The organism is Anaerotignum lactatifermentans, from assembly GCF_016902535.1.
Taxonomy (GTDB): domain Bacteria; phylum Bacillota; class Clostridia; order Lachnospirales; family Anaerotignaceae; genus Anaerotignum; species Anaerotignum lactatifermentans_A.
In genome coordinates this window covers 162,141-180,955 of sequence record NZ_JACSNY010000006.1, presented here as the reverse complement: position 1 = coordinate 180,955, position 18,815 = coordinate 162,141, and the positions used below count along the sequence as shown (strand labels likewise).

Genomic DNA, 18,815 nt, shown 5'->3' with positions numbered 1-18,815 from the left:
GGAAAGGCATATGCGGGAAGAACAGGAAGTCAATCGGGCCATTGACCGCTACGCCGATATGGTGCGGCGGCTCTGCATGGTATATTTAAAAAACAAAGAGGATACGGAGGACATATTTCAAAATGTGTTTTTGAAGTATGCCCTTTCTTCCGTTGACTTCCAATCGGCGGAGCATGAAAAGGCGTGGATCATCCGTGTTACCATCAATGCCTGCCGGGACCTGCTGCGGAGTTTTTTCCGCAGCCGTACCCTTTCCATCGAGGAGGTGCCGGGACTGCCCGCGCCGGAACATGAGGAGCGGACGGTGCTGGAGGCGGTGCTGACACTGCCGGAAAAATACAGAAGCGTGATCTATCTCCACTACTACGAGGGCTATCCGGCGGCGGAAATCGGAAAAATACTGGGGAAGAACCCCAATACGGTCTATACACTGCTGGATCGGGGCAGAAAGCTGCTGAAGGAAAAGCTGGGAGGTGAGGATGTTGGAAAATAAGCTCAAATCTGCCTTTGACGCGGTACAGGCGGAGGAGGAACTGAAAGCGAATACAAAAGACTTCCTGCATCGTCAGCTTTATGGGGGCAGAAGAAAAACAAGGGCGGTGCCCAAACGTCTGGCGGCCTGCTTTGTGACAGTATTTCTCTGTGTCAGCGGGTATTTTGCCTATTTCACTCCCGTGGCGGCTGTGAGCATTGACATCAATCCTTCTTTGGAGCTGGCGGTGAATCGGTTCGACCGTGTCATTGACGTGACGGGGTATAACGCCGATGGTCAGGCTCTGGCGGAGGAACTTTCCCTGCGGCACATGAATTATGAGGACGCGGTCAATGCTGTGACGGAAAATGAAATGGTGGCGGCCTGTCTGGCGGCAGGGGAAACGCTGGAGATCACGGTGGCGGGGACATCGGAGGAACGGACGGCGAAAATGGAGCACTGCCTTTCCCAATGCGCCTATGTGACAGAGGAGCAGGTACACTGTGCCGGGCATTGGGATGAAGTGGAACACGCCCATGAGGCGGGCCTTTCTCTGGGAAAATACCGGGCTTATCTGGCGGCGCTGGAGGAGGAACCGGATCTGACGCTAGAGGAAGCGCAGGATATGACTATGAGAGAACTCCGTGAACGGACGGAATGTGACAGCACCGCAGAGCAGGAGGAGCATGGAAACGGACAAAACCAGCAAAAAGGCCATGGCAATGGCATGGGCCACGGAAAACATCATCAGGAACAATAAAAAACGGAGGAAGGCATTTTTTGTGCCTGTCCTCCGTATTTTTTAGAAATGTTTGTCGTAGTGGATGTCCAGCCATTTGCGGACTTCCTCGGGATTCCCGTCCCGGATGCTTTGCAGGATCATCTGATGTTCCGTCAGGTTTTTCAGACGGTCGTCTTCGCCCCTCTGGTTGTCATGAAGGGCCATGAGATAAAAAACATCCTCGATCCGCTCGTAAATGGAAAGCAGATAGGAATTGCCGGCGCCCACAATGATGCTTTTATCGAACATCAAAGCGTGTTTGACCGATTCCAGCAGATTTCCCGCCTGGGAATATTCCTCCTGCTGTTTGATATATTGCTCCATATCGGCAATGACCTTGTCAATGGTGCCGTTTTTCACGCAAAGACGGTATGCCCCGTAAAGCATTACATACAGGGTGCTGGCGATTTCATGAAATCCGGTCTCAGAAAAAGAGACGACTCTGGCGCCGTTGTTGGGGATAAACTCGATCAGGCCGTCCTTTTCCAGCATCATCAAAGCTTCACGGATGGGGGAATTGCTGATCTTTAATTCCTCCGCCAGGGTGTCGATATTGATTTTTTCTCCCAGGGCGTATTCCTGCTGTAATATTTTTTCCCGCAGGATGCGGTATACCTGTACTTTTAAACTGACTCTCTGCAATTCTGCCATATGCGGCCTCCATCCTTTTGTTTTCAATGTTTCTATTATTTCAAATTTAGCCGGAAATTGCAAGTAAAACTTTCCTCCGGGCCCCTTCTGTACGGAAGAAAAAACATAGAGGTCCGCTGGGCTTTCAATGTTCTTAGGAAAAAGCAACAGTTTTTTTAATTATGAAAAAAATGTTTTAAAAATACAGGGGAAAATGGTATAATAGCAACAGAATCATGTCCTGAAACAGACGGGAAAACAGGCCCGGCGAAAAAGGCATTTTTTTAGGGAAAGCCACAAAGTGGGGCTTTCATAAAAGAAAAACAAAAGCAACCCGATAATCCGGATAGGAGGTTGAATTCAATATGACGGCAAAACTGGAAAATGAATATGGCGTAATCAGCATCGACCATGAGGTCATCGCCAGAATCGCGGGCTATGCTGCCATTGAATGCTACGGCATCGTGGGAATGGCCGCCAAAAATATGAAAGACGGGCTGGTGCAGCTTTTGAAGCTGGAAAGCCTGACAAAAGGCATTAAAATGCGTGTGAATGCCAATAAGATCAGCCTGGATCTGCACATTATTGTAGAGTACGGCACAAACATCTCCGCTATCGCTGATAATATCATCAGCACTGTAAAGTATTCTGTAGAGGAATTTACGGGTCTTGCGGTAGAAGACGTAAATATTTTTGTCGACGGCGTGCGTGTCGACGGCTGAGAGCAAGGAGGAGCAACAAAGTGAGCGTGACAAAATTAAACGGCATTTGTCTGCAGAGAATGATTATTGCCGGCGCCAATACCCTGGACGCCAATAAGCAGGCAGTCAATGCCATGAATGTGTTCCCTGTGCCGGACGGCGATACAGGGACAAATATGTCTTTGACCATATTGGCGGCAGCCAGAGAATCAGAAAAGGGCGACGCGCTGCGTGTGGACGAGGTGGCAAAGAAGGCGGCCAGCGGCGCACTGCGGGGCGCCAGAGGCAATTCCGGCGTAATCACCTCCCAGCTGCTCAGAGGCTTTTCCAAGGGATTGGAAGGGCTGGAAGAGGCCGGCACAAAGGAACTGGCGGCAGCAGCGGAGCAGGGGGTAAAAACCGCCTATAAAGCGGTAATGAAGCCGAAGGAAGGTACGATTTTGACCGTAGCCAGAGCCTGTGCCGAAGCGGCCGTCCGTATGGCGGAGGAAACAGAGGATATTGAAGTATTCCTGAAAGGTGTGTTGGCCTATGCCCATGAAGTGCTGGCCCAGACACCGGATATGCTGCCTGTGCTGAAACAGGCGGGCGTGGTGGACGCCGGCGGCAGAGGTCTGCTGCATATTCTGGAGGGCGCCTTGGAAAATCTGCGTTCCGGCGAAAAGCAGGAGATCGTGGAACCCGGCGCTAATGTCCAGGAGGATTTCGCCGCGCTGGCATCCATTGAGAATGAAAGCATTACGTTTGGCTATTGCACAGAATTTTTCATCAATGTCCATGAACCGGATGATGCTACCGTACAGCAGCTGAAATCTTATTTAGGCACCATTGGGGATTCCATTGTCTGTGTCTGCGACGAGGAGATCATCAAGATTCACGTCCATACGGATCACCCCGGTCTGGCGCTGGAAAAGGCCCTGACCATCGGCAGTCTCAGCGGGCTGAAAATCGACAATATGCGGGAACAGCATACCAATAAGATTGATTTTCGCGCTTCAGAAAAGGCGGAGGCTCAAGTGCCCGCAACGCCTGTGGAAACGGTGAAAAAGGACATCGGATTTGTTTCTGTATCGGCAGGGAAAGGGCTGTCTGATATCTTCCAGAACCTGGGTGTGGATCAGGTCATTGAAGGCGGCCAGACCATGAACCCCAGCACGGAGGATATCTTAAACGCGGTGGATCTGGTAAACGCGGATCATGTGTTCATCCTGCCCAATAACAAAAATATCATTCTGGCGGCAGAACAGGCGGCCAAGCTGGCGGAGGACAAGAAGCTGTATGTGATTCCGACTACTTCTGTACCCCAGGGCATCAGTGCCATGTTCTGCTATGAGGAAGGCGCTGACGCCGAGGCATTGGCGGAGGCCATGAAGGAAGCCATCCAGACGGTACAGACGGCAACGGTAACCTTTGCGGTACGGAGCACCCAGATTGGCGAGCATGAGATTCATGAGGGCGATATTCTGGGGATGCTGGATGACAAGATTGCCGTAGTGGGCAGCGAGATCGCCCAGAGCACCAAGGACCTGCTGGCCGAAGCCATTACCGAGGACAGCGAAATGGTCAGCATTTATTACGGCGAGGATGTAACGGAAGAGGATGCGGCGGAAATCTCCGCTTTTGTGGAAGAGAACTATCCCGATTGTGAGGTAGAACTGCAGATGGGCGGCCAGCCGTTATACTACTATATTATTTCTGTGGAATAAAGAAAGCGGTTTCGCAGAACCGGAGGATAACAGAGGAAGGTTTGAGATTTCGGCAGTGCCGGAGGCTTAAGCCTTCCTGTTCTGTTTGGAAGGAAAGGGGAAAGGAGGTACAGCCATGGATAAGCACAGCCCGGTCAGTGAATTAAAGCATATCGGAGAGCAGCGGACGAAGCGGCTTCAGCGCATGGGCATCGAAACAGTGGAGGATCTGCTGGAGCATTATCCCAGAGAATATAAGGACCGCAGCAGCATTGTCATGGTATCGGCGCTGGAGGAAAACGAGGAACAGACCTTTATCGCCAAAGTCAAGGGCGAGGGGCAGAACGGCAGACATGGCCGCCTTACTTATACCAGACTGCGGGTCTATGATGAAACGGGAGAGGTGACACTGGTCTGGTATAACCAGCCCTATATGAAAACAGCTTTGAAGGTCGGGGAAGCCTATCTTTTTACGGGAAAGCTGTCCAGAAAATACGGCAGGCGGGAGGTCATTTCCCCGGAGTATGAAAAGATCGGCGAGGACTTCGCCGGAGGCCGCATTGTGCCGGTATATCCCCTTTCCGAGGGCATTTCCCAGAAAATGATGCGCGGATTTCTGGCGGAGGCGCTGGAGGCGGTACGGGGGACGCTGTCCGAGGAACTGCCCCTGTGGCTGCGGAAGGAATATGCTCTGGCGGAACGGAATTTTGCTGTGCAGAATATTCACTTCCCTATGACGGAGGAGGCTTTTTATGATGCCCGCCGCCGTCTGGTCTTTGAGGAATTTTTCCTTTTGCAGACGGCCCTGTTCCGTCTGCGGAATACCCTGCTTTCTCAGGGCAGCGGCATTGTCATGAAAAAGAAAAAGGCTCTGGAGGAATTTCAGGCATATCTGCCCTTTGCGCTGACATCGGCGCAGAAAAAAGTGCTGGAGGAGATCCGGGAGGATATGACAAAAGGGAAGATCATGAACCGGCTGGTGCAGGGGGACGTGGGCAGCGGCAAAACGGCCGTTGCCATGGCGGCGGCCTACTGGACCATACAAAATGGTTATCAGGCGGTGATTATGGCGCCGACGGAGGTGCTGGCGGAACAGCACGCCCAGTCCTTCCGGGAAATCTTCGCGCCTTTGGGCATCCGGGTGGCGTATCTGTCCGGCAGTCAGAAGGCAAAGGAGAAACGCCTTTCTCTGGCAGAGATCGCCGAGGGGCGGGCCCAGATGATTGTAGGCACCCATGCGGTTATTCAAAAGGGCGTAGATTATCATAAACTGGGGCTGGTCATTACCGATGAACAGCATCGTTTTGGTGTCCGGCAGCGGGGCATGTTGGCCCAGAAGGGAGAAAATCCCCATGTGCTGGTTATGACGGCGACCCCCATCCCCAGAACATTGGCGCTGATATTATATGGCGATTTGGATATTTCCATCATTGATGAATTGCCGCCGGGCAGAAAGGCCATCGACACTCTGGCGGTGACAACGGCTTACCGGAAACGGATCTATGCCTTTTTGCAGAAGCAGGTCAAGGAAGGCCGTCAGGCCTATGTGATCTGTCCTATGATCGAGGAAAACGAAAAGCTGGAAGTGGAAAACGTACTGGAATACAGCCAGATGCTGGCGGCGGAACTGCCCCAGTGCCGGGTGGCCTGCGTCCATGGAAAGATGAAGGCGGCCGAAAAGCAGGAGATCATGGCGGCGTTTGCCGCGGGGCATACGGATGTGCTGGTGTCCACCACCGTTATTGAGGTAGGCATCAATGTACCCAACGCCACCGTCATGCTCATTGAAAACGCGGAGCGTTTCGGTCTGGCCCAGCTCCACCAGCTGCGGGGCCGTGTGGGCAGAGGGGCGGAGCAGTCCTACTGTATTCTGGTCAGTGACGCCGATGGGAAGATCGCCAGACAACGGTTGAAAGCCATGACAAAGACCGGCGATGGTTTTGTTATTTCTGAAATGGATCTGAAGCTGCGGGGACCAGGAGAATTTTTCGGTACCAGACAGCACGGTCTGCCTGAAATGAAGATCGCCAATCTCTACCGGGATACGGAAATATTGAAGGAAGCCCAGAAGGGAGCGGCGGCGCTCCTGAAAAAAGACCCGGAACTTTCTCTGGAGGAACATCTGCCCCTGAAGGAAAAAATGGAGCAGTGGTTCCGGGGGAAAAGTTTGGAGCTGTAAACAGTTTTTTGTTGTATTTTATAACTTTCTTTGTTATACTTATATATGTATGTATAAAATTCAATAATACGGGTGATAACGAGATGCGAGTGATAGCAGGTTCAGCCAAAGGACATAAGCTGGAAACCATAGAAGGGCTGAATACACGGCCCACCACAGACCGTATCAAGGAAACGCTCTTTAATATCATCGCCTTTGATTTGCCGGAATGTGTCTTTTTGGATCTGTTTTCCGGCAGCGGCGCCATCGGCATCGAGGCTCTGAGCAGAGGCGCCCAGCGGGCGGTACTGGTGGAGCAGTCTGATCTGTGCGGCAAGGTGATTTCCCGAAATCTGGAACATACCCGGCTGGCGCAGCGTGCAAGACTGATGCAGAACGATGTACTGGCGGCACTGGACAAGCTGGCGGCAGAAGGGGAATCCTTTGATATTATTTTTATGGACCCACCCTATGCGGCAGGACTGGCCAAGCCGGCGCTGGAAAAAATCGTGGAAGGCGGTCTGCTGCGGCCGGAAGGTTATGTGATCGTAGAGCGCTCCGCGCAGATTCCTCTGGAGGAGACTGCGGGGCTTTATGTAGAAAAAGAAAAAAAATACAAGACGACAGTAATCTCTTTTCTGCGTCTGGAGGAACAGGAAACATGAAAAAAGCAATTTATGCCGGCAGTTTTGACCCGGTGACATTGGGTCATCTGGATATCATTGAAAGAGCGTCCAGACTTTTCGACTGCCTGGTGGTGGCGGTTTTGGAAAACCCCAACAAAAACTCTTTGTTTACCGTAGAAGAAAGAAAGCATCATCTGGAACTGGTTACGAAGCATCTGGAAAATGTGGAGGTTGCCTCCTTCCGTGGGCTTCTGGCGGATTTTGCCGGCGCCATCGGCGCGGATGTGGCTGTAAGGGGCCTGCGCAACGCGGTGGATTTCGCGGCGGAGTATCAGATGTATTTAATTAACAGAAAGCTTGGAAAAGAAATCGAAACGATTTTCCTGGCGGCGGACGAGGAGCATCTGGCTCTGAGTTCCACCAATGCCAAGGAGGTTGCCGTTTTTGGCGGAAACATTGATTTTATGGTGCCCCAGGAAATCAAACCGTATATTATAGAAAAATATCAAAAGTGAGGGAAAGCATATGGATTCTGTATTACAATTACTGGATGAACTGGAAGAAATTTTAGACAGCAGCCGGGCTGTGCCTTTTAGCAATAAAGTGTCTGTGGACAAGGAAGAGATCTATGATATCATCAGCGAGATCCGTATGAAGCTCCCCAATGAACTGAAACAGTCCAAGTGGGTCATTGAGGAACGGAACAAAATTCTCATCGACGCCCAGAAGGAAGCCGATGAGATCGTGAAAAACGCGGAAGACCGCATGGTACGCATGATCGACGAAAATGAAGTGACAAAGAAGGCCTATGAACAGGCGGCGGCCATCATTGATTCCGCCAAAAAGACTTCTAAGGAAATGCGTCTGGGCGCTATGGAATACGCCGAAGGCATTCTGGGCGACGCCGAAGGCAAGCTGAAAGAACTGAAAGCGGTTGTTTACAGCGAAAGCATCAAAACAGACGATTATTTTGCCCAGACATTGAACGTACTGGCGGAAAATATCCAGGAACTGCGCATGGGCAAATAAGATTACTTGCGGCTTTTTCGGAAGGAAAGCAGGCCCAGCAGGAGCAAAAATAACAGAAGCATATGTACCCAAGGGGAAAAGGCAGTTTCCGTATGGCTGGAAAATACGGGGACTGCTTTTTGTGCCTGTTTTTCCCAGAAATCATAGGTCAAAAGGAAGACGGCACAGGCCAGAACGCCGTTGAGGGCTTGATAGAACAGACAGCGCAGGGAAGAAATGGGAACAGGAGCAAGCAGATCCATGGTCTGGCCCAGGATAGAGGCGCCGCCAAAGGCCGTCAGGAACAGAGCCCCCGTCAGCAGAAGCTTTGGGCTGTCCGTGCATTGGCTCAGTGCCGCCGCGCCGTTGGTCATTTCCAGAAGTCCCGTTCCCAAAGCGGAAATCATTTCCCGGGAAACAGGCAGAAAGGAAAACAGCCGCCCCAGAAGAGAAAAAAATCCGTTTTGTTCCAGAGCAGCGCAAAAGGCGCCGAAAAATACCATATATCCCCCGATTTGGGCTGTCGTCGTCAGGGCGTCCCGAACGGAAACAGAAAGCAGGAAGGAAATCCCTTCTTTTTTTTGTGTCCTTTTTCCGGCAGAAGGCGGAAGGGCCTGGGCGGGCAGAGGCCGAAACAGCAGTCCGGCGGCAAAGGCCCCGGCAACGACAGAAAACAGAAAGGCATAGCCCCAGACGGTGCTATGGAAAAATTCTGCGCCAACGGTACCAACGAGAAAAAGAGGACCGGGATGATTGCAGAAGGCCAGCAGTTTTTTCGCTTCGGATAAAGAAAGCTGATGGTTTTCATAGAGCTGTGCCGTCAGCTTGGCGCCCATGGGATAGCCGGAGACCAGCCCCAGAAACAAAGGAAAGGCGCAGATGCCGGAAAGTCGGAATAAAGGTCTCATAACGGGCTGCAAAAGTCGGCCCAGAGCCTCGGCTGCTCCCAGACGCCAGAGAATGCCGGTGACTGCCAGAAAGGGAAAGAGAGAAGGAAAGACAGCCGTCAGCCAGAGGGACAGGCTGTGGGCAGAGGCGGCCAGAAGCTCCGCGGGAAAACGCAGCAGGGAAAACAGAAAAAAACAGGCAACGGCTGTCCAAAAGCAGGTGGATTTCATAGAGAACCTTCCTTATGGTTTTTGATACAGCTTATGCCTGTTTTTTGATTTCATGTGTAAAACCCCGGGTCAAAGAATGGCCATGGGCGTAGTAAAGTCACGATTGGGGGCGCGGTACAGGGGATTAGGGGACGCCAATGCCTGCAAATCGGTAGCCAGCTTTTCCAGAGCCAGCAGATGCAGTCCGTCCTCGTCCAGAATTTCTGTCGCTTTTTTCAGATTGGTCAGTACGGGGCATTTTGCCTGTTCTGTCAGCTCGCCAAGAATATCGGCGTGGTCCTTCTGAAAGCCCAGCACCCGCAGATAGGGCAGATGCTTCCGCTCCAGAAAATATTCCACTTCCTTTGTTTTGATGTCCAGCAGGATATGTACCAGAATCCGCTGGATCTTGGTGCGGGTATACCGTTTTGTCTTGATATACTGCAGCAGATCCTCCATGGCATAGTGGTCATCTATGGCGGAAAGAATACGGTTTTCCAGTCCTTCTGTCACCTCGAATATTTCATGGAGTTCCTCTGCCGAGGTGGTCCGCAGTTTGTAGTGGAGGGCGTCCGTCAGGTTCTCCAGAGAGGCCGGGGCCGTTCCCAGAGAGATTTCCTTGGTCCAGAGGTCTACGGTGTTTTCCGGTACCTGGAGCAGAGCGTCCGTGGCGTTTTCCTCCAGAATGGCTTTGCGGATGGCCGCCGCCGAAGCGAATTCCCCCTCCAGAGACGGACTGTTGTAAGCGCCGCCCTTCCGGCGGATGGTGTAGGGCGTAATAGAACTGCCGCGGCGTTCCAATGCTTTTAGGTATTCCAGCCCTAAAATATGGTTGGGCTGGGAAATGATCTCGCTGTTGATATGGGAGACGGTCTCCAAAGCCTTTGCTCTTGCAGCGGGATAGGACATTCCTTCGTCCAGATGGGCTTTCAGCAGGTTCTGGAACTCCTCCGTTTCATTCATCATCAGCTTTGCCGCTTCCTGCATGGAGGCAAGATCGCCGCTTTCGGAGCCAAAGCAGATGGCGTCAATCATATTGGCGTCCTCCATAACCTTGATGCCTCCGGCGGCAAAGACCTCCGCGTTGGCCGCCGCGAAAAGCACTGGCAGTTCCAGCACCATATCCGCGCCGTTTAACAGGGCTGCTTTTGATCTGGTCCATTTATCAAAAAAAGCGGTGTCTCCCCGCTGCACGAAGCTCCCGCTCATGACGATGACAGCCCGCTGTGCCTCCGCGTGGGCCTTGGCTTTTTCCAGCATATATTGATGTCCCTTATGGAAGGGGTTGTATTCCGCGATGATCCCGACTGTTTTCATGTTTTGTCGCCATCCTTTCACAAAATATTTCTAAAAGCAGTATAACATATTTCGTAACAATTATGAAATTTTTCTCTGGAAAAAATAAGGGAATCAGGATATACTTAAAACAGAATCAGCATATAAGAGGATGATACCATGGAGAAATTTGTAGAAAATCCGGATTTTCTGCAGGAACTCTTTTTAGAAGAGTCATGGAAAAATATAGATAGGTTAGACCGTTTTATAGAAAGTAAATCAGGGGCAGAAAACATCACAATCAGTAAAGAAGAAGTAGAAAGTCTGTTTCGCACGATGCACAGCATCAAAGGCTCGGCGTCCATGATGGGCTACCCGGCCATTTCCGAAACAGCCCACAGTGCCGAGGATTTATTTTCCTATTTGCGGGAAGAGGAAAATCCGGCGGAAAAAGATCTGTTGAGCATATTGCAGCTGCTGCGGATGGTTTCCGGCTATATGAAGCGGGAACTGCGGCGAATGGAAACGGATGATGAGGTGACGGACTTCGGCTGGGCGGTGGTGCGTCGTATCAAGAATTTTCTGGCTCATGTGGACAGCGATAATGAGCCGGAAGGCCCCAGCTATCAGATCGCCTATACCAGAAAAGGAAAGCAGATGATCCCCTATACGGATTTTTCGGCGCTGGTGGCCCAGATGGAGCGTCTGGCGACGGTCATGGGGCGGGCGCTGGAAAAGGATTTCTGCGTGAAGGTCTCCGGGGCGGAAACGGAAGTGCCCAGAGACATCTACGATAAAATTTCCATGGCGGTGATGCAGATGATGAAAAACAGCATGGATCACGGTCTGGAAAAAACAGAGGACAGAGAAACCATGGGCAAAACGCCGGTGGGGGAAATTTCTCTGGAAATACAGAAAACAGCCCAAAGCGTGTTCGTCTCCTTCCGGGATGACGGCAGAGGGTTGGATAGAAAGAAAATATTGCAGGCGGCTAAGGCGAAAGGCTGGCTGAAAAAACCGGAAGAGGACTACGAGGACAGCGAAATTTACGCTTTTCTGCTCCGTTCCGGTCTGACGACCAAAAGCAGCGCCACCCTGTTTTCCGGCAGGGGCGTGGGACTGGATGTGGTCAACGCGGCAGTATCTTCTTTAGGCGGTACGATCCGCATTGAAAGCAAGGAATATATGGGGACGACATTCTTTATGGAATTCCCTCTGGCGGCATAGAGGAATTATGTGGACAGGAGGAGCCTATGGATTGGAAAAACGGGGAAAAAAAGCAAATACCGGTCTACGTCTTTTTGATAGCGGCTGCTTTGATACGGCTTTTGACGGCGGCCCTCATCAGCGGACTGCATTTGTCTGTGCAGATGACACGGTTGTTTTATCAGGGCGGTACGCTGCTGGCCATGGCGGTTCTTCTGCTGGGAATCGGTTATGGATGGAAACTGCGTTTTCGGAATAAAGGCAGCCGCCAGAAACAGAAGGAGGAATATTTCCGCTTCTGTCCCTACTGCGGCGCCAATGTGCGGGAAACAGACAAAATCTGTGTTGTCTGCGGCAAGGATATGTACGCCGAAGAAACTGAACAGATGAGATGAGACGGAGAGGAGTATGCTTATGAGAAGCATCAAACCGGGCAGAGGCCCGTCCTTTATGGGCGGTATCGGCGCTGTGGGCGCCGTGATTTTCGGCATTATTTGGATGGCCGCGGCGGCGCAGATGGGCGCTCCGGTGCCTTTTGTGCTGTTTGGTCTGGTATTTGTGGTGATTGCCGCCGCCAATGCCATATTCTCCTTTCGGAACGCCGCGGGGGAAAACAGATATTCCCTGTATGATATTACGGAGGAAGGCGAGGAGCCGGACCCTCTGGAGGAACGCTTCGGCGGGAAGGAAGAATCATCTTTCCGGAAGGAAAGCAAAGCCCGGCCGGAAGAAAAAGGCGGCTTTTGCCCCTATTGCGGCGCAAGGGTGGAGGCGGATTATGTATTCTGCCGTTCCTGCGGGAAAAAACTGTGAGAAAAGAGGGACTTTTCCCTATTTTTTCATGGATTTTACTTGTAGACGCCTGGATTTTTTATTATAATAGATATGCTGTCCGCTGTTTTTCGGCGGATTTGGAAACAGTATATATTTTTAGGGAAAGCCATTTCCTGTGGTGCGGAGGGCAGGTCCTTCCGGCAAATGTAACCCGAAAAATCAATATTTTAAAATGGAGGTCTTTACCGTGGATTTTTTAACTGAAATGAAAGCAAAAGCAAAAGCTGACAAAAAGGTAATCGTATTGCCTGAATCTTATGAAAAAAGAAATCTGGAAGCTGCTGCGGAATGTTTGAAGGATGAGCTGGCAGACATCGTTCTGATCGGCAACAAAGAAAAGATCATGGAGGCTGCCGGCAGCTTTGATGTATCCAAAGCAATTTTCGTAGATCCTGAAAACTATGAAAAAATGGATGAAGTGGTTGCGGCTCTGGCGGAAGCAAGAAAGAGCAAAGGCATGACTCTGGAAGAAGCAAGAAAGCTGCTGCTGGACGATCCTCTGTTCATGGGCGTTATGCTGGTAAAAATGGACATCGCTGACGGTATGGTTTCCGGCGCGATCCACTCCACAGCTGACACACTGCGTCCCGCGCTGCAGATCCTGAAAACAGCACCCGGCACAGAACTGGTATCCTCTTTCTTCATCATGGTAACAAACACACCTCAGTACGGTGATGACGGTATCCTGCTGTTTGCTGACTGCGCATTGAACCAGAATCCTAATCCTCAGGAACTGGCTTGCATCGCAGGGGATTCCGCAAAATCCTACGAAGCATTCATCGGCAAGGAACCCAGAGTTGCTATGCTGAGCCACTCCACCATGGGCTCCGCGAAACACGCAGACGTTACAAAAGTAGTGGACGCTGTGAAGATCGCGAAGGAAAAATTCCCTAACGTAAAACTGGACGGCGAAATCCAGCTGGATGCCGCTATCGTTAAAGAAGTCGGCGAACTGAAAGCACCTAACAGCACAGTTGCTGGTAAAGCAAACGTACTGGTATTCCCTGACATCGACGCAGGCAACATCGGCTACAAGCTGGTACAGAGATTCGGTCAGGCAGAAGCTTTCGGCCCTATCCTGCAGGGGATCGCAAAACCTGTAAACGACCTGTCCAGAGGCTGCTCCGCAAACGATATCGTTGCAGTTGTGGCTCTGACATCCGTACAGGCACAGGTAATGGCGAAATAAGACACAAACGAAAAAGGTTACTTTATTAAACATTAAAATAAGGAGAGAACAACATGAAAATTCTTGTATTGAACTGCGGCAGCTCTTCCCTGAAGTATCAGCTGATCGACATGGAAACAGAAGGCGTACTGGCAAAAGGTCTGTGCGAAAGAATCGGTATCGAAGGCTCCAGACTGAAACATCAGCCCACCGGCAAGGATGACGTAATCTTCAACGATTACATGGAAGACCACAGCGTAGCTGTAAAAATGGTTCTGGACGCACTGACAGATGCTGACCATGGCGTAGTAAAATCCATGAAAGAAATCAACGCAGTTGGTCATCGTGTAGTACACGGCGGCGAATATTTCGCAAACTCCGTAATCATCACACCTGAAGTTATCGAAGCCATCGAAAAATGCTGCGAACTGGCACCTCTGCACAACCCCGCAAACCTGATCGGTATCCATGCCTGCGAAAAGATCATGCCCGGTGTGCCTCAGGTAGCTGTATTCGACACTGCATTCCACCAGACCATGCCCGAAAGAGCATATCTGTATGCAATTCCTTATGAATACTATGAAAAATACAAAATCAGAAGATACGGTTTCCACGGCACAAGCCACAGATTCGTATCCGAAGAAGCAGCAAAAATGCTGGGCAGACCTTACGAAGAAACAAAGACCATCACTTGCCATCTGGGCAACGGCGGTTCCGTCTGCGCAGTAAGAAACGGCAAATCCATTGATACCACCATGGGCTTCACACCTTTGGAAGGTCTGGTAATGGGTACCAGAGCCGGCGACGTTGACGCAGCTGTGATTACATTCCTGATGGAAAAAGAAAACCTGACACCTCAGCAGATGGATGACATCCTGAACAAACACTCCGGCGTTCTGGGTATCTCCGGTGTATCCAGCGACTTCCGTGATATTGAGGAAGCAAGCGAACACGGCAACGTAAGAGCAGGTATGGCACTGGATGTATTCGCTTACAAAGTAGCAAAGAGAATCGGCGCTTACGCAGCAGCAATGAACGGCGTAGACGCAATCGTATTTACAGCAGGTCTGGGCGAAAACTCCGCTTCCACAAGAAGACTGATCTGCGATTATCTGGGCTTCCTGGGTGTTCATATTGATTCTTACAACAATTCTCTCAGAGGCAAAGCGGTTGAAATCTCCGCTCCCGATTCCAGAGTTCGTGTTCTGGTAATCCCTACCAACGAAGAACTGGTTATCGCAAGAGATACAAAGGAATTGCTTGACAAATAAGAATCCTTTCTGTATAATGTTTTAGGTACGACTATGGGGTGATGATATGATTTTAGAAATGTCTCAATTATACGGAAAAAATGGCGCGTCCATGGAGGTGCGTATGGTTGAGCAGATCGAGGATCTGTCGTCTTATCCCGATGTTGTGGGTTTTATGGAGCCTGTAAAAATAGAAGGAACTCTCAAAAACGAGGAGGAGATCTTCGTTTTGGAGGCAAAGGGCGAAACAAAGGTCAGCCGTTTGTGTGACCGTTGCCTTGCGCCGGTCACGTTAGAGGTTTACTTCAATATTGAGGAGCGTTTTTCCCATACAGGCAGAGATAACGAAGAGACAGAAACTTTTTCGGGAGATCAGATCGATCTTGCGGACTATGTCAAAAGAGGCATCCTGGAGGTCCTTCCCATGAAGGTCATCTGCAGGGAAGACTGTAAGGGACTCTGTCCTGTCTGCGGCAAGGATCTGAACGAAGGTGACTGCGGATGCGACACCACAGAAATAGATCCGAGGTTTGAAAGTTTGAGGGCTCTTTTCAATGTTGATGAGGAGGTGTAGAAATGGCTGTACCTAAGGGTCGAGTATCAAAATCCAAAAGAGATAAAAGAAAAGCACAGAGTTGGCAGATCGCAACACCCAACCTGGTAAAATGCAGCAAATGCGGTGAACTGATGATGCCTCATCAGGTATGCAAAGCTTGCGGTGCTTACAACAAAAAAACAATCATCAAAGTTGACTAATTTGGTCGCTATCAAAGGCAGCAGAAATGCTGCCTTTTTGCGTGGGAAAAATCTGTTCTCTTTCAAAAAAATATGGCTGGAATCTTTGCGGCACAAAGTCTTCCAGCCATAATCATTTCATCAGGATGTCTGTTTTACGAAGAGTCATTCCTTCGGGGAATCAAAGGATGCCCTGGGGATTCTTAGCCAAGAACCGGCGCCAGAAGCACTTTTCCGGTACCGCGGTATACATTGACAAGACCCTCGCCGGATGCGGCGGAGCCGATCAGTGTTTTCCCCGAGCGTTCTACGGTAAACTCCAGAGAACTGCTCCAGGCAATGGCCATATTTCCGTCTACCTTTAATACGTCATTTTCCAGGAAAATTTCCACCAGTTCCTCTCTGGGGCAGGGGCACTCCAGGCAGACTACGCCGTTTCCGCTCAGACCCAGGTTAAAGAGACCTTCGTTGCCCGCAACGGCCGAGGACAGATTGGAGCGCATGATAGCCTTATGCTTCAGCGTGGATTCGCAGGCCAGGAAGAGTCCGTCCTCCAGAACCATGGAACCGTTCCAGTTGGCCAGATCCTCCAGCAGGATGTATTTATAGGTAGGCTCCAGCACCAGAGTACCGTCACCGGTATATTCCGGCTTGATGGCGGACTCACCAGTTACCTTGCCGCGGATGGCTTTTCCGAACAGATCGCCTACGCCTTTGATACCTGTGGTGGCGTTTACGTTGCCCACGGTCCACTGCATGGCGCCCGCCTGTACGGTGACATTGCCTTTTTTCAGATCACAGAGGATTTGGCGGCGGCGTACATTCATGGCCTGAGCAAAATAAGCGGCCTGTGCCGTCATAGCGTTGACGCTGAGATCCCGCTTGTATTCGTAGACAGTAAAGGGCCCCAGCTGCTCCAGAACCTGAATATCATCGTTTTCCAGCAGATTTCTGATCTGATACATAATTTACCCCTCCTTACAAAAAATGTCATAAATGATGTTTTGTGTTCAATGTATCATATTCCCACGGCAAAGGCAATCCTTTTCCGAAAGGATAGTTGGCGTCATGGGATTGTAATTTTCTCTGGAATTGTATATACTTAAAATTACGGATCAATCATAATGAAAGAAGAGAAAGGACTTTGGTGACAGACAGATGGAAAAAGAGATCATTGTTGCCTTAGACGCCATGGGCGGCGATCTGGCCCCTGTGGAAACAGTAAAAGGCGCCGTAGACGCCGTGAAAGAACTGGGCAACGTCAAAATAAAACTGGTTGGCTTGGAAGAAGCCGTAAAAAAGGAATTGGCGAAATACAGCTATCCGGAGGGAAAAATAGAAGTTGTTCCCGCCACAGAGGTAATCTCTACGGATGAGGTGCCCACCATGGCCATCCGCCGGAAAAAGGATTCCTCCATGGTTGTGGGGATGCAGCTGGTGAAAAAAGGAGAGGCGGATGCCTTCGTTTCCGCCGGCAGTACAGGCGCGCTGCTGACAGGGGCGCTACTGATCGTAGGCCGTATCCCCGGGGTAGAACGCCCCGTGCTGGGGACCTGTCTGCCAACGGGCAGAGACTTTACTTTCCTGGTAGACAGCGGCGCTAATGTGGACTGCAAGCCCAAATATCTGGAGCAGTTTGCTAAAATGGGCGCGGTATATGTGGAAAATGTATTCGGCAAAAAGAATCCTTCTGTGGCGCTGGTGAATATCGGCGCGGAAAAGGAAAAGGGGGATACCCTGACCAAAGAGGCCTATGAACTGCTGGAAACGTCCGACTTGAATTTTACCGGCAACATCGAGCCCAGAAATATTCCCTTTGGAGAGGCGGATGTTGTGGTCTGTGACGGTTTTGTGGGCAATACCATTTTGAAGTTTGCCGAAGGACTCAGCAAAGCGCTGGTGGGCATCATCAAAGAAGAAATCACCAAAGGCGCTTATAAAATTCCGGCAGCTATGCTGTTAAAACCCTTTAAAAAAGTGAAGAAAAGCTTTGACGCTGACGAGGTGGGCGGCGCGCCCTTTATCGGTCTGAAAGCGCTGGTGGTAAAGGCCCATGGCAGTTCCAACGCAAAAGCCTTTAAAAATGCCATTCGCCAGTGCGTCCTCTTTACGGAAGCGGATATTGTGGGGAAGATCCAGGATAAGCTGTAATTTTTTTTTAAGGGCTTTCTCATTTTCTGATGACAAACAACAGAAAATGCAGTATAGTTAGGAAGAGAAAAATAGAAAGGAGTCTTGATGATGGAAGAAGCAACTGTGATAAAAATTATTGCGGAGCAGCTGGGGATCTCTGAGGACGCCATTGCTTTGGATATGACCTTTGCGGATCTGCATGCGGACTCTTTGGATCTGTTCCAGATTATTGCCGCACTGGAAGAAACGTATGATCTGGAATTTGATAATGACGAGGCGGAAAAACTGGCCTCTGTGGGAGATATTGTAGCGTATATCGAGAAAGCATTGGAGAACTGAAATGAATTACTTGAATTTAGAAGAATTTGAAAAAAAGCTGGGCTATCGTTTTACGGATAAGAACCTGATTCTGCTGGCGCTGACCCATAGTTCCTATGCCAACGAGACCAAAAAAGGCAGTCATGAGAACAACGAGCGTCTGGAATTTCTGGGAGACGCTGTGCTGGATATGGTAGTCAGCGAGTATATGTACCGCACCTTTCCTCAGATGCCGGAAGGCGAGCTGACGAAGCTGCGGGCAGCCGTGGTCTGCGAAGGCTCTTTGGCGGAGCTTTCCCGGAAACTGGGCGTAGGCCGGAACCTGTTTTTGGGCAAGGGCGAGGAAAGCACTGGCGGAAGAAACCGGGATTCCATACTGGCGGATGCCTTTGAGGCCATCATTGGCGCGGTATGCATTGACGGCGGCGTAGAAGCGGCGTCGAAATATGTAATGCGTTTTATGGAGGATCAGATCAGCCAGACAAAGAAAAACTTCCATAATCTGGACTGCAAGACCCATTTGCAGGAAAAGATCCAGAAACTGAGCAAGGTGCCCCTTCATTATCAGATCGTGGATGAGCAAGGTCCCGACCACAATAAGGTTTTTGTGGCAGAGGTGACCCACGAAGGCAAGGTATTGGGCAGAGGCAGCGGCAAGAGCAAAAAGGAAGCGGAACAGAACGCGGCCAACGCGGCGCTGGAACAGATGGGACATTAAAAAACAGATGATTTTGGGGG

Annotated in this window: 22 protein-coding genes; 18 read left to right on the top strand and 4 right to left on the bottom strand. The window is 50.5% G+C overall.

All coding sequences use genetic code 11. The annotated features are described in order from the left end of the window. Positions 1 to 10: 10 nt before the first annotated feature. Together H9X84_RS06830 and H9X84_RS06825 are read left to right on the top strand one after the other, a co-directional pair. The gene (locus H9X84_RS06830; RefSeq protein WP_205133560.1) at positions 11 to 493 is read left to right on the top strand and encodes an RNA polymerase sigma factor; all 483 of its coding nucleotides are present in this window, start codon (positions 11 to 13) and stop codon (positions 491 to 493) included. After that, positions 480 to 1,232, top strand: coding sequence for a hypothetical protein (locus H9X84_RS06825; RefSeq protein ID WP_205133559.1), 753 nt, complete (start codon positions 480 to 482; stop codon positions 1,230 to 1,232). Before H9X84_RS06830 ends, H9X84_RS06825 begins: the two co-directional genes overlap by 14 nt. Before the next feature lie 42 nt (positions 1,233 to 1,274). Here H9X84_RS06825 and H9X84_RS06820 read toward each other — a convergent pair whose 3' ends face one another. Then, a complete protein-coding gene (locus H9X84_RS06820; protein WP_205133558.1) occupies positions 1,275 to 1,904 on the bottom strand; it encodes a GntR family transcriptional regulator in 630 nt (209 codons plus the stop codon). 344 nt (positions 1,905 to 2,248) lie between these two features. Here H9X84_RS06820 and H9X84_RS06815 point away from each other — a divergent pair, with 344 nt between their 5' ends. The 6 genes from H9X84_RS06815 (at position 2,249) to H9X84_RS06790 (ending at position 8,082) form a co-directional block, all read left to right on the top strand. Next, positions 2,249 to 2,605, top strand: a complete 357-nt coding sequence (locus tag H9X84_RS06815) for an Asp23/Gls24 family envelope stress response protein (protein WP_205133557.1) — start codon at positions 2,249 to 2,251, stop codon at positions 2,603 to 2,605. Between the two features lie 20 nt (positions 2,606 to 2,625). Further along, positions 2,626 to 4,290, top strand: a complete 1,665-nt coding sequence (locus tag H9X84_RS06810) for a DAK2 domain-containing protein (RefSeq protein WP_330612296.1) — start codon at positions 2,626 to 2,628, stop codon at positions 4,288 to 4,290. A 115-nt stretch (positions 4,291 to 4,405) separates the two neighbouring features. Further along, positions 4,406 to 6,448 carry an ATP-dependent DNA helicase RecG gene (gene recG, locus H9X84_RS06805; RefSeq protein ID WP_205133556.1) on the top strand — a complete coding sequence of 681 codons (2,043 nt, stop codon included), beginning with the start codon at positions 4,406 to 4,408 and terminating at the stop codon, positions 6,446 to 6,448. Continuing rightward, the gene (gene rsmD / locus H9X84_RS06800) at positions 6,418 to 7,092 is read left to right on the top strand and encodes a 16S rRNA (guanine(966)-N(2))-methyltransferase RsmD (protein WP_330612295.1); all 675 of its coding nucleotides are present in this window, start codon (positions 6,418 to 6,420) and stop codon (positions 7,090 to 7,092) included. Before recG ends, rsmD begins: the two co-directional genes overlap by 31 nt. After that, positions 7,089 to 7,568, top strand: coding sequence for a pantetheine-phosphate adenylyltransferase (gene coaD, locus H9X84_RS06795; RefSeq protein WP_205133554.1), 480 nt, complete (start codon positions 7,089 to 7,091; stop codon positions 7,566 to 7,568). Before rsmD ends, coaD begins: the two co-directional genes overlap by 4 nt. A gap of 10 nt (positions 7,569 to 7,578) precedes the next feature. Then, entirely contained in the window at positions 7,579 to 8,082 is a 504-nt protein-coding gene (locus H9X84_RS06790) for an ATPase (RefSeq protein WP_205133553.1), read from the top strand. A 2-nt stretch (positions 8,083 to 8,084) separates the two neighbouring features. On the opposite strand, the gene H9X84_RS06785 is transcribed toward H9X84_RS06790, so the two are convergent. Together H9X84_RS06785 and H9X84_RS06780 are read right to left on the bottom strand one after the other, a co-directional pair. Then, positions 8,085 to 9,179, bottom strand: a complete 1,095-nt coding sequence (locus tag H9X84_RS06785) for a nucleoside recognition domain-containing protein (RefSeq protein WP_205133552.1) — start codon at positions 9,177 to 9,179, stop codon at positions 8,085 to 8,087. A 69-nt stretch (positions 9,180 to 9,248) separates the two neighbouring features. Next, positions 9,249 to 10,475 carry a nucleotidyltransferase gene (locus tag H9X84_RS06780; RefSeq protein WP_205133551.1) on the bottom strand — a complete coding sequence of 409 codons (1,227 nt, stop codon included), beginning with the start codon at positions 10,473 to 10,475 and terminating at the stop codon, positions 9,249 to 9,251. 138 nt (positions 10,476 to 10,613) lie between these two features. Here H9X84_RS06780 and H9X84_RS06775 point away from each other — a divergent pair, with 138 nt between their 5' ends. The 7 genes from H9X84_RS06775 to rpmF all read left to right on the top strand — a co-directional run bounded on the left by H9X84_RS06775 (position 10,614) and on the right by rpmF (position 15,647). Then, entirely contained in the window at positions 10,614 to 11,660 is a 1,047-nt protein-coding gene (locus tag H9X84_RS06775; protein ID WP_205133550.1) for an Hpt domain-containing protein, read from the top strand. A gap of 26 nt (positions 11,661 to 11,686) precedes the next feature. Further along, positions 11,687 to 12,034 carry a zinc ribbon domain-containing protein gene (locus H9X84_RS06770; protein WP_205133549.1) on the top strand — a complete coding sequence of 116 codons (348 nt, stop codon included), beginning with the start codon at positions 11,687 to 11,689 and terminating at the stop codon, positions 12,032 to 12,034. A 19-nt stretch (positions 12,035 to 12,053) separates the two neighbouring features. Then, entirely contained in the window at positions 12,054 to 12,452 is a 399-nt protein-coding gene (locus H9X84_RS06765; protein WP_205133548.1) for a zinc ribbon domain-containing protein, read from the top strand. A gap of 208 nt (positions 12,453 to 12,660) precedes the next feature. Beyond that, complete coding sequence (gene pta / locus H9X84_RS06760; RefSeq protein WP_205133547.1) at positions 12,661 to 13,662, top strand: phosphate acetyltransferase; 1,002 nt, start codon at positions 12,661 to 12,663, stop codon at positions 13,660 to 13,662. Between the two features lie 53 nt (positions 13,663 to 13,715). Continuing rightward, positions 13,716 to 14,912 carry an acetate kinase gene (locus H9X84_RS06755; protein ID WP_205133546.1) on the top strand — a complete coding sequence of 399 codons (1,197 nt, stop codon included), beginning with the start codon at positions 13,716 to 13,718 and terminating at the stop codon, positions 14,910 to 14,912. A gap of 46 nt (positions 14,913 to 14,958) precedes the next feature. Continuing rightward, complete coding sequence (locus H9X84_RS06750) at positions 14,959 to 15,465, top strand: YceD family protein (RefSeq protein WP_205133545.1); 507 nt, start codon at positions 14,959 to 14,961, stop codon at positions 15,463 to 15,465. Positions 15,466 to 15,467: 2 nt separating this feature from the next. Then, positions 15,468 to 15,647 carry a 50S ribosomal protein L32 gene (gene rpmF, locus H9X84_RS06745; RefSeq protein ID WP_205133544.1) on the top strand — a complete coding sequence of 60 codons (180 nt, stop codon included), beginning with the start codon at positions 15,468 to 15,470 and terminating at the stop codon, positions 15,645 to 15,647. Positions 15,648 to 15,829: 182 nt separating this feature from the next. On the opposite strand, the gene H9X84_RS06740 is transcribed toward rpmF, so the two are convergent. Further along, complete coding sequence (locus H9X84_RS06740; RefSeq protein WP_205133543.1) at positions 15,830 to 16,591, bottom strand: AIM24 family protein; 762 nt, start codon at positions 16,589 to 16,591, stop codon at positions 15,830 to 15,832. 193 nt (positions 16,592 to 16,784) lie between these two features. Here H9X84_RS06740 and plsX point away from each other — a divergent pair, with 193 nt between their 5' ends. From plsX to rnc, 3 genes are all read left to right on the top strand, one after another. Further along, complete coding sequence (gene plsX, locus H9X84_RS06735; RefSeq protein ID WP_205133542.1) at positions 16,785 to 17,777, top strand: phosphate acyltransferase PlsX; 993 nt, start codon at positions 16,785 to 16,787, stop codon at positions 17,775 to 17,777. 90 nt (positions 17,778 to 17,867) lie between these two features. Further along, a complete protein-coding gene (locus H9X84_RS06730; RefSeq protein WP_330612294.1) occupies positions 17,868 to 18,098 on the top strand; it encodes an acyl carrier protein in 231 nt (76 codons plus the stop codon). Position 18,099: 1 nt separating this feature from the next. After that, positions 18,100 to 18,795, top strand: a complete 696-nt coding sequence (gene rnc, locus H9X84_RS06725; RefSeq protein ID WP_205133540.1) for a ribonuclease III — start codon at positions 18,100 to 18,102, stop codon at positions 18,793 to 18,795. Positions 18,796 to 18,815: the final 20 nt, after the last annotated feature.

What these genes read in the sequence shown, in the direction of transcription:
- H9X84_RS06830 (WP_205133560.1), top strand. Translation starts at nt 11, where the DNA reads ATGCGGGAAGAACAGGAAGTCAATCGGGCCATTGACCGCTACGCCGAT.
- H9X84_RS06825 (WP_205133559.1), top strand. Translation starts at nt 480, where the DNA reads ATGTTGGAAAATAAGCTCAAATCTGCCTTTGACGCGGTACAGGCGGAG.
- H9X84_RS06820 (WP_205133558.1), bottom strand. Translation starts at nt 1,904, where the DNA reads ATGGCAGAATTGCAGAGAGTCAGTTTAAAAGTACAGGTATACCGCATC.
- H9X84_RS06815 (WP_205133557.1), top strand. Translation starts at nt 2,249, where the DNA reads ATGACGGCAAAACTGGAAAATGAATATGGCGTAATCAGCATCGACCAT.
- recG (WP_205133556.1), top strand. Translation starts at nt 4,406, where the DNA reads ATGGATAAGCACAGCCCGGTCAGTGAATTAAAGCATATCGGAGAGCAG.
- coaD (WP_205133554.1), top strand. Translation starts at nt 7,089, where the DNA reads ATGAAAAAAGCAATTTATGCCGGCAGTTTTGACCCGGTGACATTGGGT.
- H9X84_RS06790 (WP_205133553.1), top strand. Translation starts at nt 7,579, where the DNA reads ATGGATTCTGTATTACAATTACTGGATGAACTGGAAGAAATTTTAGAC.
- H9X84_RS06785 (WP_205133552.1), bottom strand. Translation starts at nt 9,179, where the DNA reads ATGAAATCCACCTGCTTTTGGACAGCCGTTGCCTGTTTTTTTCTGTTT.
- H9X84_RS06780 (WP_205133551.1), bottom strand. Translation starts at nt 10,475, where the DNA reads ATGAAAACAGTCGGGATCATCGCGGAATACAACCCCTTCCATAAGGGA.
- H9X84_RS06775 (WP_205133550.1), top strand. Translation starts at nt 10,614, where the DNA reads ATGGAGAAATTTGTAGAAAATCCGGATTTTCTGCAGGAACTCTTTTTA.
- H9X84_RS06770 (WP_205133549.1), top strand. Translation starts at nt 11,687, where the DNA reads ATGGATTGGAAAAACGGGGAAAAAAAGCAAATACCGGTCTACGTCTTT.
- H9X84_RS06765 (WP_205133548.1), top strand. Translation starts at nt 12,054, where the DNA reads ATGAGAAGCATCAAACCGGGCAGAGGCCCGTCCTTTATGGGCGGTATC.
- H9X84_RS06755 (WP_205133546.1), top strand. Translation starts at nt 13,716, where the DNA reads ATGAAAATTCTTGTATTGAACTGCGGCAGCTCTTCCCTGAAGTATCAG.
- H9X84_RS06750 (WP_205133545.1), top strand. Translation starts at nt 14,959, where the DNA reads ATGATTTTAGAAATGTCTCAATTATACGGAAAAAATGGCGCGTCCATG.
- rpmF (WP_205133544.1), top strand. Translation starts at nt 15,468, where the DNA reads ATGGCTGTACCTAAGGGTCGAGTATCAAAATCCAAAAGAGATAAAAGA.
- H9X84_RS06740 (WP_205133543.1), bottom strand. Translation starts at nt 16,591, where the DNA reads ATGTATCAGATCAGAAATCTGCTGGAAAACGATGATATTCAGGTTCTG.
- plsX (WP_205133542.1), top strand. Translation starts at nt 16,785, where the DNA reads ATGGAAAAAGAGATCATTGTTGCCTTAGACGCCATGGGCGGCGATCTG.
- H9X84_RS06730 (WP_330612294.1), top strand. Translation starts at nt 17,868, where the DNA reads ATGGAAGAAGCAACTGTGATAAAAATTATTGCGGAGCAGCTGGGGATC.
- rnc (WP_205133540.1), top strand. Translation starts at nt 18,100, where the DNA reads ATGAATTACTTGAATTTAGAAGAATTTGAAAAAAAGCTGGGCTATCGT.